General features: G+C 60.3%; 16 protein-coding genes and 11 tRNA genes. 1 reads left to right on the top strand and 26 read right to left on the bottom strand.

Annotated elements, in window-relative coordinates:
- Window positions 1-309 precede the first annotated feature (309 nt).
- The 26 genes from SALMUC_RS21075 to SALMUC_RS20955 all read right to left on the bottom strand — a co-directional run bounded on the left by SALMUC_RS21075 (window position 310) and on the right by SALMUC_RS20955 (window position 12,443).
- Window positions 310-1,059: a hypothetical protein gene (locus SALMUC_RS21075; protein WP_156883590.1), complete on the bottom strand. Its 750-nt coding sequence runs from the start codon at window positions 1,057-1,059 to the stop codon at window positions 310-312.
- A gap of 180 nt (window positions 1,060-1,239) precedes the next feature.
- On the bottom strand, window positions 1,240-1,458 hold the full coding sequence (locus tag SALMUC_RS21070; RefSeq protein WP_020042872.1) for a hypothetical protein: 219 nt from the start codon (window positions 1,456-1,458) through the stop codon (window positions 1,240-1,242).
- A 526-nt stretch (window positions 1,459-1,984) separates the two neighbouring features.
- A tRNA-Arg gene (locus SALMUC_RS21060) sits at window positions 1,985-2,061 on the bottom strand.
- 15 nt (window positions 2,062-2,076) lie between these two features.
- Window positions 2,077-2,159 (bottom strand) — tRNA-Leu (locus tag SALMUC_RS21055).
- Window positions 2,160-2,166: 7 nt separating this feature from the next.
- Window positions 2,167-2,240, bottom strand: a tRNA-His gene (locus tag SALMUC_RS21050).
- 34 nt (window positions 2,241-2,274) lie between these two features.
- Window positions 2,275-2,532 (bottom strand): hypothetical protein, encoded by a 258-nt coding sequence (locus SALMUC_RS21045; RefSeq protein WP_020042873.1) that lies wholly within the window; start codon window positions 2,530-2,532, stop codon window positions 2,275-2,277.
- Between the two features lie 316 nt (window positions 2,533-2,848).
- Window positions 2,849-4,078 (bottom strand): histone deacetylase family protein, encoded by a 1,230-nt coding sequence (locus tag SALMUC_RS28435; RefSeq protein ID WP_020042874.1) that lies wholly within the window; start codon window positions 4,076-4,078, stop codon window positions 2,849-2,851.
- Window positions 4,079-4,169: 91 nt separating this feature from the next.
- Window positions 4,170-4,246 (bottom strand) — tRNA-Arg (locus SALMUC_RS21035).
- Between the two features lie 43 nt (window positions 4,247-4,289).
- Window positions 4,290-4,375, bottom strand: a tRNA-Leu gene (locus SALMUC_RS21030).
- A 45-nt stretch (window positions 4,376-4,420) separates the two neighbouring features.
- Window positions 4,421-5,005, bottom strand: a complete 585-nt coding sequence (locus SALMUC_RS21025; RefSeq protein WP_020042875.1) for a DUF488 domain-containing protein — start codon at window positions 5,003-5,005, stop codon at window positions 4,421-4,423.
- A 42-nt stretch (window positions 5,006-5,047) separates the two neighbouring features.
- Window positions 5,048-5,129 (bottom strand) — tRNA-Leu (locus SALMUC_RS21020).
- A gap of 4 nt (window positions 5,130-5,133) precedes the next feature.
- Window positions 5,134-5,358 carry a hypothetical protein gene (locus tag SALMUC_RS21015; protein ID WP_156883589.1) on the bottom strand — a complete coding sequence of 75 codons (225 nt, stop codon included), beginning with the start codon at window positions 5,356-5,358 and terminating at the stop codon, window positions 5,134-5,136.
- 46 nt (window positions 5,359-5,404) lie between these two features.
- On the bottom strand, window positions 5,405-5,632 hold the full coding sequence (locus SALMUC_RS21010; protein ID WP_020042877.1) for a hypothetical protein: 228 nt from the start codon (window positions 5,630-5,632) through the stop codon (window positions 5,405-5,407).
- A 49-nt stretch (window positions 5,633-5,681) separates the two neighbouring features.
- Complete coding sequence (locus SALMUC_RS21005) at window positions 5,682-6,005, bottom strand: hypothetical protein (protein ID WP_084514041.1); 324 nt, start codon at window positions 6,003-6,005, stop codon at window positions 5,682-5,684.
- Between the two features lie 202 nt (window positions 6,006-6,207).
- A complete protein-coding gene (locus SALMUC_RS21000) occupies window positions 6,208-7,719 on the bottom strand; it encodes an RNA-guided endonuclease InsQ/TnpB family protein (RefSeq protein WP_020042880.1) in 1,512 nt (503 codons plus the stop codon).
- The gene (locus SALMUC_RS31900; protein ID WP_425414322.1) at window positions 7,716-8,042 is read right to left on the bottom strand and encodes a transposase; all 327 of its coding nucleotides are present in this window, start codon (window positions 8,040-8,042) and stop codon (window positions 7,716-7,718) included. Before SALMUC_RS31900 ends, SALMUC_RS21000 begins: the two co-directional genes overlap by 4 nt.
- 67 nt (window positions 8,043-8,109) lie before the next feature.
- Window positions 8,110-8,925, bottom strand: coding sequence for a hypothetical protein (locus SALMUC_RS20995; protein ID WP_020042881.1), 816 nt, complete (start codon window positions 8,923-8,925; stop codon window positions 8,110-8,112).
- Between the two features lie 76 nt (window positions 8,926-9,001).
- Window positions 9,002-9,538 (bottom strand): hypothetical protein, encoded by a 537-nt coding sequence (locus SALMUC_RS20990; protein WP_020042882.1) that lies wholly within the window; start codon window positions 9,536-9,538, stop codon window positions 9,002-9,004.
- 53 nt (window positions 9,539-9,591) lie between these two features.
- Complete coding sequence (locus SALMUC_RS28430; RefSeq protein WP_020042883.1) at window positions 9,592-10,404, bottom strand: restriction endonuclease; 813 nt, start codon at window positions 10,402-10,404, stop codon at window positions 9,592-9,594.
- Between the two features lie 147 nt (window positions 10,405-10,551).
- Window positions 10,552-10,628, bottom strand: a tRNA-Glu gene (locus SALMUC_RS20980).
- 738 nt (window positions 10,629-11,366) lie between these two features.
- Window positions 11,367-11,442: transfer RNA gene (locus SALMUC_RS20975), tRNA-Glu, on the bottom strand.
- 172 nt (window positions 11,443-11,614) lie between these two features.
- The gene (locus SALMUC_RS31575) at window positions 11,615-11,737 is read right to left on the bottom strand and encodes a hypothetical protein (protein WP_020042885.1); all 123 of its coding nucleotides are present in this window, start codon (window positions 11,735-11,737) and stop codon (window positions 11,615-11,617) included.
- A gap of 3 nt (window positions 11,738-11,740) precedes the next feature.
- Entirely contained in the window at window positions 11,741-12,115 is a 375-nt protein-coding gene (locus tag SALMUC_RS20970) for a hypothetical protein (RefSeq protein WP_020042886.1), read from the bottom strand.
- A 74-nt stretch (window positions 12,116-12,189) separates the two neighbouring features.
- Window positions 12,190-12,265: transfer RNA gene (locus tag SALMUC_RS20965), tRNA-Ala, on the bottom strand.
- A gap of 13 nt (window positions 12,266-12,278) precedes the next feature.
- Window positions 12,279-12,354, bottom strand: a tRNA-Val gene (locus SALMUC_RS20960).
- 14 nt (window positions 12,355-12,368) lie between these two features.
- A tRNA-Val gene (locus SALMUC_RS20955) sits at window positions 12,369-12,443 on the bottom strand.
- Window positions 12,444-12,503: 60 nt separating this feature from the next.
- Between SALMUC_RS20955 and SALMUC_RS20950 the strand changes: the two genes are divergently transcribed.
- Window positions 12,504-12,899 (top strand): DUF6283 family protein, encoded by a 396-nt coding sequence (locus SALMUC_RS20950; protein WP_020042887.1) that lies wholly within the window; start codon window positions 12,504-12,506, stop codon window positions 12,897-12,899.
- Window positions 12,900-12,904: the final 5 nt, after the last annotated feature.

Genomic DNA, 12,904 nt, shown 5'->3' with positions numbered 1-12,904 from the left:
AGCTGATGCTTAGAAAGCCCCGCATGCTCGCGGCCATCGCGCTGGCCAACAAAATGGCACGGCGCATCTGGGCGATGATCACGAAGGGTGAAAGTTACCGGGATCCGGCACTGGCGATGACCTAACAGGTTGCTGCCGGTCCGCCGGATATCGGGGATGTGAGGAAGGCACGAGCTGAATGGACAACTGATCGACCGGATCGGGGCAGGGAAAACCAGATAATGCGTAAGGGCTTCAAGCCCGGTGAGAAGTATTGGACCCGGCCCGCGAACCACCATCCCGGCCCGCGGCGCATGTGAAGAGCCGCAATCAGAGGCCTGACATAAGCACGCACTCGATCACAGTCTCACGAGGTTCAATCTGTCCTTGCACTCCGCGCGGCATCCACACAAGACGCATGTGATCGAGATCCCGCGCGAGAACCGCATCGCCGTCTTCCCGCGGGATGCGGTCGGCGATCATCAGGGAAAGGCCCTCGCCAAAGAGGGTGCGCCCGCCGAGACCGATGGCAAGGTTCCCCTTGAGAAGGGCTTCGTGGATCTCGCGCACAGCATCCCGCTCGCGGTCTCCGAAGGCTCGGATGGCGAAGCCCTTGTCGCTCCACATCGTTCCGAGGTCGGGCCCGGGGGCTTTCCTGGGGGACCGTGGACGGAACGGCAGCCAGGGATCGTCCGCGCGCGTTTCCAGCGCTTCTTTACGATGCTGCCAGACACGATCAGAGGGATGTGTATAGAACAGAAGATGGGTTTCCGCCGGCTTCTTCTGGGTGTCGCCGAACTCCACGAGATGGGTGCGGGCCGCGATTTTCTTCCGATTGCAGGTCGGGATACGCTTTCCCGGTCCCGCGTCCTTCCGCAGCCAGTCCCTGCGAACCTTGGCACCGAAATTCGGCCTCTTGCGCATGACACCGGTGGTCTTGGCATGGTCGCCCATGGCCAGCCACTCCCTGAGGTGCGTAACCCCCATTTCGTGCTCGGCCGCGGCGTCGAACCCGAGATTGATGCCCACCAGGATCGACCCGTTGGTGATCAGCTGCACTCCGTGAATGCCAGGTTTCAAGATCTGTCTCCCAAATTGCTGACCGGAGAGTGCCACATAAAGAATAGGCATGTCAACAATTGGAAAGAACAGTTTGGAGTAATCAGAAGGCCTGTTAAGGAACGAATGGCTCAGCGTTCGTCGATCACCCCAGTTTCCTTGACGGACAGCCCACAAAGGGCTGTCCGTGACGCTGGGACCTCAGCGCAGGATGTGCTGGATCCGGTTGCGCTTCGTGGTGTCCGATTCACCCGAGACCAGGACTGCGAGCACCTGGGTACGCTCGTGGTCCGTAAAGGATGCCACGTCGGCATTCGGCACGAACTGGCGCACCTTGTTGAGCGTGGCGTCCGACGGGGCAGCCGCGCTGGCTCCGGCGGTCAGGGCAAGGGCTGCTGCGGTGGTGATGATGCGTTTCATTGTTTGGTCCTTTCGTGTTTCTCTGCCGAGACTTGCTCCGTCGTCGGCAGTCGGAATTTTGTGCAGCTGCAAAGGTTTAGCAAGCCCTCCACACTTCGCTTCAGGCTCACGCAATCGTGCCCTTGAACGTGATCGACTCCACACAGGTCCGGTCTCGGTACGCCTTTTAAGGGGTTCCGAGCGCTGGAGGGCATGAGGTAGGAGGGGGATCGACGCGTGACAATCCGATGTCACAAAAGACGTGCAATTTTGCACACCTCCGACTGTTATGTCGATAAATGTTCGCAGATATGCACCCAACGCAAAAAGCCCGCGTCCCCTTCGGTCAAGAAGGAAACGCGGGCTTTCGTGAGACGGATTCCGCAGATCCTGCGGAGTGGACCTGGTGCCGGGTCCGATCTGTCCTGACGGACTGCCACTTACGAAGCGGCTGCTCGACCACTGAGCGACAGCGGCAATGGGGTGGCTCACGCAGGCAAGCCTGCGCTCTATCTTTAGAGACCGTGGAGCCAAAAACACGGTCTGTTGGCGCCCCGACCAGGATTCGAACCTGGGACCTTCGGCTTCGGAAACCGACACTCTGATCCGCTGAGCTACCGAGGCATGGATTCTGATTTCTGGTACGGGAGGAGGGACTCGAACCCTCACGCCGAAGCGCCGGCACCTAAAGCCGGTGCGTCTACCAGTTTCGCCACTCCCGCAAGAATTTGGTCCCGCCTCCAGGAATTGAACCTGAGTCCCCAGAGCCACAATCTGGTGCTTTCCCACTAAGCTAAGGCGGAGTAGGGCGCCGGCGGGAGACCCGCCGATGCCATGTTACCAGTAATAGATGTGCGGCTTGCGCCCATCCGGCCAAACCATGTCATCCGGGTCTTCACCCTTCAGGACAGCGCGCTTGAGAAGGGTCTCCCGCGCGCGCTTCGGCTTGGTGTGGAAGGCCTTGTCCCACCACCGGGGGTAGGAGTCGGTCCATTTCCTGTCGTTCATGCGCGGCCCGATCCTCCGGGCGAGGCCATTCGCGGAATAGTTCCCCGAGGGATGCTGGCGTGAACGTTTGCGCTTGAAATGCGCCATGCTGTTCTCCTTGGTTGAACTACATGGCGGGCCTCCTTTCCTTTGAATTGTCGGCTGTCTTGAAGTTTAGAGTGTATGCGCCCGGCATGAACAAGTAAAGCCCGGCGGGTAAATTTGGTGCAGGCGGCGGGACTCGAACCCCTCCCCTGGTCGGATCCGTCGGGGAATTTGCGCACTCTCCAGCCCAATCGCCGCTCGACCGCGGTGGCCGTCCGACCGGCCACCCTCAGCTTCACGACCCGGCACCTTGCGCATACCGGAGACTGGCGCTCTACCGTTGAGCTACGCCTGCAGATTTCAGGTTCGAGCGCGTGACCTAGCCGCAGAGGCGCTCGAGCCTGACAATGTCACGGATATCCAGAACGCCGCGCTCGGATGCTGCGGCCGCGATCTCCTCGAGAGGCTCGCGGCTGTTCAATTTCACGAAGTCCGGCGGGGTGTAGAGCAGGGCACCGTTGTCCTGATCCTGGATCCACTGACGTTGAAACGCTTTCCTGTACTGGAATTTCAGGATCGGGTGCGTCAGGGCCGTGAATGTCCCCGGAACGTACGGCGTTCCGTCGATCCGACCGAAGCGCGACCCGGCGTTGCTGATGCGCTGATAGTCTGCGCCCATGAGCCCGGCGATGTAGGCCGGCACCTCGTCATAGAGCACCGGCAGGCTGTAGCCGCCCTCGAGGAAGGAAACGATGCGTCCGCCACAGACGTCCCGCCCGACCTCTCCAAGCTGCCGCGCAAGCCAATCGAAATCTTCCGCCTTCCAGCACAGGTTCGAGATCGGATCGGCCATGTGCGCATCAAATCCAGCGGATACGATGATGATATCCGGGGAAAATTTCCTGAGCCTGGAAAAAATCCGGGTCCAGGCTGACCGCATTTCGCGTCCCCCCGTGAGTGGCTGCAATGGCACGTTCAGGATCTGACCGTGCGCACCCTTGCTTTCCCCCGACCCGGTAAGTGGCCAAAGGGTTGCGCTGTGCGTCGAGGCGAAGAAAACGTCCCGTTGATCCCAGAGCAGGTCCTCTGTCCCGTTTCCATGGTGGACGTCGAAATCCAGAACCGCGACCCGGGCCCCGTGCTTGGAGCGGGCATGCTCGGCCGCCAGCGCGGCCTGGCTGATGAAGCAGAACCCCATCGCCTGATTTCGCGTCGCGTGATGCCCGGCCGGGCGGGTTGCGACCAGCGCCCCGGTGATTTCTCCGGACATGGTTCTGTCGACCGCGTCCTGCAGCGATCCGAGACCCTCCAGCGCGGCATCCAGGCTGTCTGGAGCCTGATGCGTATCTCCGCCATCCAGGACCCTGTATGTCTTCTTTTCACCGGGGCGCTGCCCAATGGGCTCCAGAAGGCGGTCGATGTAGTCCGTGTCATGCAAGGTCCGGGCCGCATCCACACTGGCATGGGTCGCCTGGACGAAACTCAGTCCCGGAAGATCGATGTCGGCCAGGCCGGCCAGTGCCGCATGTGTTCGATGCGGGCGCTCCGGATGGAAAGGGCGGGCCGGGTGCCGGCTGGCATTGGCACTGTAGTAGACATGGAAGGTCATGGAATTCGATCTGCTGTTCTTCCGATTTTTTACTTCAAATGGATAGAATTCGCAAGGGCAGGGCGGGACACCGCGTCGAACGTGAAAAAAATGGTGGCCCAGGAAGGATTCGAACCCTCAACCCTCTGATTCGAAGTCAGATGCTCTATCCAGTTAAGCTACCAGGCCATGATGTGACGAACCTACCCCGATGTGGGGATATCCGTCAATTTGGTACGGGCGGTGGGTCTCGAACCCACACGTCGCGAGGACAACAGGATTTGAATCTGTAGCGTCTACCAGTTCCGCCACGCCCGCATGTTTTGTTGGAAGATGGGTACTCACTTCCGGTTTCGCCCGGGTTCACACCCCCGGTGCATAGGCAATCTGTTTCGCCCGGGCCTCGTAGGCGTCCTCGAGCAGGACCTCCCGGCTCAGGAACATGTCGAACCTCGGGATCTTCAACAGATCCATGAGCCGATCCATCGTCTCCTCGTGTGTCTCTACGCTGCCATCGTCCAGGATATGCCTGACGTCGTATCCGGCTTCGGCGAGGGCGCGCGCCACCAGGATCGTTCGATGGCACTCCATCGGTTCCTTCTCGGCGCACATGAGCGCGATCCGGTAGTTTCGGGATCCCTGGATCACCCGGTCGATGCCGGATCTGAAAAGGTCGGTCTGCGCGAGACGGGCGAAGTTGACCTGGCCATCGACATAGACGTCCGGGTCCTCCGCCCGGGCCCCGAGCTCACGGCCGAGGAAGGAGTAGGCGATCCCCCATCCCCTGAGTGTCGCCTTCAGCTCCGCTTGCCCGAAGTGAGGCACATAGGCGCTGTACGGGCGGCTGCGCACGTCGGCAATCGCGGTGATGCCGTTCGCCATGAGCTTGGCGACGAACGCGCGGGCGGACGTGTTCGAATGTCCAACTGTGAAGACTTCGGGTGACATAAACAGAAAGTACTCAATCTATTCTTCAATGTCCACCTGTCATGGTACGGGAGGAGGGACTCGAACCCTCACGCCGAGGCCACGGAGTTTAAAACCGCTGCGTCTACCGTTCCGCCACTCCCGCCGAGTTATTTCTCGCAGACGATGTAGCTCTCGGGGCCACGGAACTGGTTCCACACCATCGGGTCTCGACAGACTTCTCGTCCATCCTTCTGAACGATATAGCCCTTCAGCATGCCGTTCGTGGTCACCCTGGCGATGATGGGATCCATATTTGCATAGACCGCGCCGCCGGAAATCGCGAGACCGAGAGCCAAGCCGGATAAGAAACGCCACATATCGATACCTCTCAAGACACTCTCGACGACATTGAAGCCATCCAGAGTGATTGCACAAGCGCTATTTTCCCAAGGACCGCAAGTTCGCTTCCACCACAACCAGAGCATTCGGAGACGCGATCAGCGGGCGGTCGTTGAGCGGGTTGCGCTCCCGCATCCGAACGCTCTTGGGTGTGAGCTTCTCGACAGTCAGGACGCCGTCCTCGAAGCCGGCATAGGCGCCGTTTCGACTCCAGAGCACACGGTCTCCGGGCCTGATTTCCTGGCCGATTGAATCACGCATGGGCATTATTGGGCTCTCCTTGAAGTTCCGATACCTGGATACCCGGATAAAGTTTTCAGAACTTGAAGTCCGGGCTCGCAGACCCGAATAAATCCTCGCAGAGCGCCTCGCCCTCGTCAGTGAGCTCCATCGAAGGCGTGAACTCGAATTCGGTGCCATCCGGCAAGGTGACCGGATCTTCCTCTGTCTCGAAAATGAGACCCTTTCTGACCAAGCCGTTGAACACCCGGCGGCCGGGCATGTCGACGATCCCGATGAAATCGGTGCTCTTGTCGGGAATCCGGGAGACCAGGACGCCCGAGGACCGCACCATGCGGAGGGCTCGTTCCTCGGCCTCGGACAGACGCACGGGCGTAATCTGGTCGCTGTTCTGGGTCATGATCCTGATTCAGATTTGCACCGCCGACCGCTTCGCGCAAGCGTCTTCCGGGATCGGGTTTCTCTGGCTGGCGAGGTAGGGCTCGAACCTACAATTGACGACACCACGGCATTATTGAACTGAACCACGAACGCCCAACATGTGGTACGCGGTAGTTGCGTGGCTTCCGGTGGAAGCCCTTTCCAATATTCCCGGTTCTGTCTCATTGAGCTTTTCGAGCCGAGTTTCGCCGGGTTCTCTTTCCCTTGCGGGATTTCCCTCCGACCAGCGCTCTGCTCTCCCCGGGCGTGACTTTCGGCGTGCCTCGCCGTAGTGCCTCTTTCAGGCCCCAACGAAGGATGTTGAGGGCTGCATTCTCGTCTCTGTCATGATCGGCGCCACAAGCAGGGCAAACCCACCTGCGGGTGGAAAGCGACAACTCGTCAAGTTTGTGATCGCAGCCCGAGCACGTCTTGCTGCTCGGGGCCCAGCGGTCAATCTTGACGAAGTGCCGCCCGCGCCATTCGGACTTGTACTCCAACTGGCGCAGTATCTCTCCCATGCCGGCGTCGGATACCGAAAGGGCAAGTTTCGGGTTCCGTATCATGCCGGAGACGTTCAGGTCCTCTGCACAGGTCACCACCGCCTTGGCTGTCGCACGATGGGTGAACTGGTGCGTGAAGTTGTACCGCGCATTCCGGACCTGATGGTGAATGCGCGCTTCCTCCGCATATGCCCGGCGTTCGCGCCGGGATCGCGGAATGTCTTTTTTCTTCTCTTGGGCCTGGTCAAGCCGAGCCTGCCTGCGCCGGGCCGAGCGGCGCTGTGCGCGGCGCAGGCGCTTGACCCGCTTTCGTAGCGGGCGGTCCGGCTCGAGACGACTTCCGTCCGAGCCCACGGCGGCCGACGAACAGCCGAGATCATAGCCACGCGCCGCAACCTCGGGATCCGGAACGTCGATGTCCTCGCCGCGGCGTTTTCGCTTCGGCGGCGGGCCCAGATACTGCACCGACATGATCCAGACGCCGGGGGCGTCTTCGCGGATCGTGACGGATTGGACGTGCCCTTCGGGCCACCGTCCGCCGCGGATGCGAATGGCCTTTCGCAAAGGCTTCGGGAGCTCATCGACCTGCCCCTTGCGCTTTCCGCCCTTCACGGTCCGCTCCCAAACTTCGGTCTGATCCATGGCAGGCAGTTCAACCCAGCCGCGTGCCGCGTGGGGATTGGCCTCTCGCCGGATCAGTCTGACGTTCTGTCCGGAGACGTATACCGATCCCTCGCGGTCGCGCTTCGATTTGAAGCGCGGGAACCCGGCCGCAGCATTCTTCGACATTCGGCCCGCCCGGACGGCCTGCTTGTCGTCCAGGAATTTTCTCAGGCTCTGGTCAAACCGGCACGAGACATCCACGATATGGCTGGCTGGTGGCTCTGCGAGCCATTCCAGGCCCTGCGCCTTCTTCATTTGCGGCAGCAATGACGACAGTTCTTGCTGGAAGGCGAACCGCCCCTCGTAGTCGTAGAGGTGTTGGTTGATCTCGACATAGCGGTTCCAGAGCCACCGAGCGGCACCGATCCATTGTCGGAAGGCCGCGATCTGGGTGTCATCAGGATAGATCCGGAAGACCGAGGCCTGCTGGACAAGATCCGGCGGATCCATGACGTCCGGCAGCGCCGGGAAGGACGCTAGAACGTCGGCCTCTGTCGGCACGTCGGCTTGTACGTCATCGAGGCTCATGCAGTCAGGACCCGGTACCCAAGTGGCCCGTTCTCCAGGCCTGTGAAAGCTGCGGCGAAACGGTCCATAGCAGGGGATCGGGTCGCGAGAAACCATTTGGGCAGCGGAACACGGGTCCGATGTAACGGAGTACCGGAGGGCCCGGTGTACTGATGCTTGCAGGAATTCGCGTTGCACGTCCAGACGCCGGAGCGCGACGAAACCCGCCCTGAACGGTTCTCCGAACCGCATTTCGGGCACACCGGGCCCTCCGGCCAGCGCCGTACCTCCATGAAAGTGCGGCATTCCGTATCCGCCGAAAATCGTTGGATGAACTTGATCATGGTCATGATACAACACTATATATGTTCACGTTATGTTTCAAGTTACCGTGTGCCGATTTCGGCATAGTTAGGGTTCCTGCGGTTGCATGCGGTACTCGTACGACCCTTTGTGGGAAGAGACCTCCCGCTTTTCGAGGAAATCCCCGCAGGTTCTGTCGACCTCGATCTCCCACAGGAAGTACCGATGCAGGTAGGCGAGTGGGTTCTGACCGTCCCCGTTGCGCACCACCATAGGGATGGACCCGCGGTAGACATAGATGCTGACCTCGGGGTCGATTTCCGCGCGGGGATACATCAGCTCCAGGAGGTCTAGGTTGCTCTGGATGAGGGGAGCATCGAGCCGGCCCTCCTTTTCCAGCATTCGATATGTGCTGCGGTCGAACACCTGCCAGGCGTAGGTCCGGGCGTCGCCCGTCATCACGCGGCGGCCGCTCTCGTAAGAAATCATGTTCTTCCGTTCCAGAGCGTCCAACGTGGAGCTCTGCCGCGGTTCTTCGCCGTTCAGGATGACGCGCATCTGGGCCGGGGTCAGCAGCTCGGTCGGTCGCCTCTTCCCCGCGAGCCGGAAGTTCCGGGCTCTTTCGTTACGCAGGCCGTCGATCAACGTCGACAAGGCAACAATCAGCTCACCGTCGTCAGCATCTGACAAGCGACGATAGAGCTCCAGCTCCCCGGCCAAATCGGCGGTCTGCTTGGAAGGCGGAAACGGACGGCGCTGCATGGAGTGCGACAGCCGGCGCAGCCAGTGGATTTCCTTGAACGCTTCACGCGCCAGCCGGATTTCACCGTCGACGCCATCGCGTTCCACGACGGCCAGGGCGTTGCTCCACGTCGCCTGCAATCGCTGCTCGTAGGTGGTCCCGTCTTTGAAGTCTGTCGCCATGGTGCCGTCCTGTTGATGGCAGCATCATATCGCGAATATGAATAGATTTACAAGAATAGATTGGCGCTGCGTCGGATCAGGGTGTCGGAGCTGCCGCGGGATCCTCTCTCGGGACCTCGTAGTGGTAAGCCAAGTCGTACATCAGGAGGTCTGTGCGCTCGAGGAACTGACCGGCGGACTTCTCGCGTTCGATCTCCCAGAGATAGTACGGATGCAGGTAGGCAAGCGGTTCCCGCCCGGCGATCTCCATGACGCGCGGTGGGAAATCGCCACCGACGACCACCCTGCGAACCGGGAGGCGCCTGGCACCGTCCTCGAAGAGATAGTCTTCCAGCGCATCATCTGTCTCGATCACCGGAGCGTCCGGAATGCCGGAGGCGAGGCGCACTCGAAGCTCGTGTTGCTTGTGGCGACGTACGTAGTCGCGTCCCTTGTCCGTGAAGGTCCGGAAGTTGTCGCACTCGACCATCAGGTCTTTCCGATAGAGCGCCCGGATCACGCTCGGCATCCTGAAACCCTCGAGGTTGTTCGAGCACATGAACCCATGCTGCCGGTGGGGCAGCATGGGCGGCCTCTTGATGGTAGGCCGAAACTCGAATCCGATGTCAGTCATGTGCGTCTCCTCGTTGCATGCTAGGTGCTTTCCGCCGCGCAAGAAAGGCCGCTTCAGAGCGCCTGCTCAATCGGTAGAGATCCGTAGCGGAACGACTGACCGAGATTCGGAATGTCGTAGGGACTCAGAAGCGCGACATCGGTCGAGGACGCAAGCCGGCGTGCGCTGGGCGTGAAACCGGATGTCGCGAGAACGCCGGCGCCGGCGAGGCCATAGTAGCTCTTTCCGGCAATGGCCTCCTGGATCGCCTTGTTGCCGACCGGCGTATTGTACCGCTTCACTTGAAGACCAATCACCAGCGTGCCTTTCCGGGCGACGATGTCGATGCCTTGATCGTATCCACGCTGGGTGACGTCAGCCTCCCATCCGAAGCGCCTGAGCTGTTCCGCGCACCAGTGCTCGAACTCGGCGGGGTCCTGTGGGTAGCAGTCGGGATCGAAACCACCTGCGCGGGCCTTGTCCTCGAGCCGTTCGACTTCCGCCAGGACGAAATCAATGACCGCGGGCTCGATCCGCCGATAGTCGAAGGAGAGCTCGACGCTGTCGAGGAAGTCCCGTACGCAATCGTCGCGCTCGTCGGCCAGGACAAGGCCGTAGTCGTTCTTCTTGACCGATTGCCTGAGATTGCGGGACAGGGCCCCGAGGTGGGTTCGAACATGGGCGCCGACCTCCTCCTTTTTCGCGGACGACAGATTCAGTCCCAGCAGGCCCGTCACGCCGAACAGGAGCGCCAAGTAGATCACCAGGATCCCCGGCAATGCCAGAGAGGCCGCCAGAACGGTGTCCAGCGCATAGAACGCGTACCCGGCGGCCGCGAGTGCCAGGAGCGTCAGGTAGCCCAGCGCGCTTTCGTATTCTGATTTCATTGCCCGTCGCCTCGGTCGTTCGTTTTCAGGAACTCTACCCCGAGCAGAACATACCGGCAACACTGGACTTTAAGGGAGACGCCTAACCCTCTCTATCAGAGCAGAAAACCGCCTTCTGGGCAAGGGCGCGCCAAAAGGGCTGGAAGATGGCACCCCCAACCGGACTCGAACCGGTATTACCGCGCTGAGAACGCAGCGTCCTATTCCATTTAGACGATGGGGGCGTGAGCCGGTGATACCGGCAGGTTCACCTTTTGAGGTATCGAGCGTCTACTTGACTGGCGCACACGGCTGCGACAGGATTTTGAAGTTCTTTGACGCTGATTTCGGGATTTTCATAATGCTTCGAACCCTGGCATTGTTGGGCGCGCTCTCAGCGTCTGCCGCATCCGCACAGAGCCTGGATGTGCCCTTTTCGTCGCCGGCTGGACCTCTGGAAGCCAACGGGTGCACCATCCACTATGTGGACGGACTCGATCCTAACGGAGATGGCTTCCTTGCAGTGCGGACCGGGCCGGGCTCGAACTACAGAAAGATCGACGAAGTCCATAATGGCGATGCTGTGTACCCCTGCATTCGGCAAGGCGCGTGGATGGGAGTGGTCTATACGGGAAGCAGCTACCTAAATGGGCACAGGGATCAGCATCAGCGCCGCCGGGGATGGGTACACTCGAACTGGGTCATCAACGGTGCTGGCTGAAGAAGTTCCCAGCACGGACGACGACACTACGGAAGGAAAATGTGGCGCCATTCCTATGAAAGCAGGCGCCGAGCTCACCTCGGTAATTTCCCGGTCGAGGCTTAACCGCCACAAGGGCTCCGGATCTTGGTACACCCAACGGGCTTCCTTTCAATCCACGCACTCTTGCGAGAGCGGCCTCCCGAATACTGGAGATTGAATAGAGTGTCAAGCGGCAAGAAATATTTGTCCTTGACAACGCAATCTGCCACTGTGGCGTCTTTGGCACACCCTGCCGGACTTGAACCGAGCAACTCCACCTTGAAAGGGCGGCGTCCTGACCTTTAGACCAAGGGTGCATCACACGCAGCCGATCTGGCCGCGTGGAATTTCAGTATGAGGGGGCCGACACCTGCGCCGGCTCGAATCCGATGTCGTCGAAGAGGACAGCCGGGATCGTTCTAAGGACCGCGGCTACCAGATCAGCGAAGTTCTCGGCCGCATCCCTAGCCCGAATGGCTGTCTGATCCATCATTCCATTCCGCCGCCCGGCCATGTCACGTCGGTTTTCGCAGCCTCGAAGTCCATGAAGGCCACCGAGGCTGCGAAAACGCCGCAGCAGAGCGCCGAGTAGATCGCGTACCTGAGGTTCACGGATCAGCGCTCCTTGACGCGGAAGATGTTGATCAGCGGAAAGCTGGTCACCTTCACCTCGTCGTCGCCATCTTCCGTGAACACGCGGTAGAGAAAGGCGGTGGCCTCGGGGGCGACATGCGAGCGGAAGATCTCGGGTTCCGAATGACTGACGAGGTGAACGACGGCCGTGGTGCGTTCATCCTGGAATTCGACCTCTTCACGCCGCATCCAGGTTTCGTACTTCGCGATGTGGGCCAGCGGATACTTCGCCGTTTCGCGGTTGCCGTTGGCGGCCTTCTTCATGAGGCAGAGCATCCCACCCTTCACGTAGACGTTCTCGACACCTTCCACGGACATCGGCGCTTCCATGATGGTCTGATGAAGGTTCACTTGCATGGTTTCCTGTCTCCTGTTCGTTGGGCGGAGCCCTACAGGGCAATGGTTAAATGAGGGTCAAAAAAGTGGACAAATGGTGGACCGAGCGAGACTCGAACTCGCGACCGCCTGCTTGCAAAGCAGACGCTCTCCCGACTGAGCTACCGGCCCGTACTGCAGGATCTGGTAGGACCTGACAGGCTCGAACTGTCGACATCTTCGGTGTAAACGAAGCGCTCTACCAACTGAGCTAAGGTCCCATTTTCATGATTTCTGGTGGATCCGGGACGACTTGAACGTCCGACATCCTGCGTGTCGGGCAGGCGCTTTTCCGCTGAGCTACGGATCCTGAAGGATTGTGATTTCTGAACTTCCGTGGTCCATTGCCGCAAGTTCCAGAGGGCCGTTCATGACCGACCGACTTCAACCGCCGAAGGTTCCCTGCGGGTCCTGCCCGTACCGGGCAGATGTGCCATCCGGCATCTGGCATCGATCCGAGTACGAGAAGCTCACGACCTACGACGGCGAAACCTGGGAACAGAACCCAGCCGTCTTCCTGTGCCATCAGAAGGACGGATGCCTGTGCGGTGGATGGCTCCTGACGCACGATCCCCGCGAACTCCTCGCACTGCGCCTGCACCGACAGGACGTCGCGCCGGAGACCTTCGAGTACAACTCGGACGTCGAGGTCTTCGCATCGGGCAAGGAAGCCCACGATCACGGCGTTCGAGACCTGGACCAGCCCTCAAGGGAGGCCTGGAGGAATATGGAAGGTCTCAAGAGACTGCGCATCCGCGAAACCTGATTTTT

The organism is Salipiger mucosus DSM 16094 (assembly GCF_000442255.1).
In the GTDB taxonomy this organism is placed as follows: domain Bacteria; phylum Pseudomonadota; class Alphaproteobacteria; order Rhodobacterales; family Rhodobacteraceae; genus Salipiger; species Salipiger mucosus.
This window is presented reverse-complemented; position numbering and strand designations above follow the sequence as displayed.

Excerpts from the sequence above, each read along its gene's own strand:
- SALMUC_RS21025 (WP_020042875.1), bottom strand. The coding sequence starts at position 5,005 with ATGTCACCCGAAGTCTTCACAGTTGGACATTCGAACACGTCCGCCCGC.
- SALMUC_RS21070 (WP_020042872.1), bottom strand. The coding sequence starts at position 1,458 with ATGAAACGCATCATCACCACCGCAGCAGCCCTTGCCCTGACCGCCGGA.
- SALMUC_RS28435 (WP_020042874.1), bottom strand. The coding sequence starts at position 4,078 with ATGACCTTCCATGTCTACTACAGTGCCAATGCCAGCCGGCACCCGGCC.
- SALMUC_RS31900 (WP_425414322.1), bottom strand. The coding sequence starts at position 8,042 with ATGATCAAGTTCATCCAACGATTTTCGGCGGATACGGAATGCCGCACT.
- SALMUC_RS20970 (WP_020042886.1), bottom strand. The coding sequence starts at position 12,115 with ATGCAAGTGAACCTTCATCAGACCATCATGGAAGCGCCGATGTCCGTG.
- SALMUC_RS21005 (WP_084514041.1), bottom strand. The coding sequence starts at position 6,005 with ATGACCCAGAACAGCGACCAGATTACGCCCGTGCGTCTGTCCGAGGCC.
- SALMUC_RS20990 (WP_020042882.1), bottom strand. The coding sequence starts at position 9,538 with ATGACTGACATCGGATTCGAGTTTCGGCCTACCATCAAGAGGCCGCCC.
- SALMUC_RS28430 (WP_020042883.1), bottom strand. The coding sequence starts at position 10,404 with ATGAAATCAGAATACGAAAGCGCGCTGGGCTACCTGACGCTCCTGGCA.
- SALMUC_RS21045 (WP_020042873.1), bottom strand. The coding sequence starts at position 2,532 with ATGGCGCATTTCAAGCGCAAACGTTCACGCCAGCATCCCTCGGGGAAC.
- SALMUC_RS21010 (WP_020042877.1), bottom strand. The coding sequence starts at position 5,632 with ATGCCCATGCGTGATTCAATCGGCCAGGAAATCAGGCCCGGAGACCGT.
- SALMUC_RS20950 (WP_020042887.1), top strand. The coding sequence starts at position 12,504 with ATGACCGACCGACTTCAACCGCCGAAGGTTCCCTGCGGGTCCTGCCCG.
- SALMUC_RS20995 (WP_020042881.1), bottom strand. The coding sequence starts at position 8,925 with ATGGCGACAGACTTCAAAGACGGGACCACCTACGAGCAGCGATTGCAG.
- SALMUC_RS21000 (WP_020042880.1), bottom strand. The coding sequence starts at position 7,719 with ATGAGCCTCGATGACGTACAAGCCGACGTGCCGACAGAGGCCGACGTT.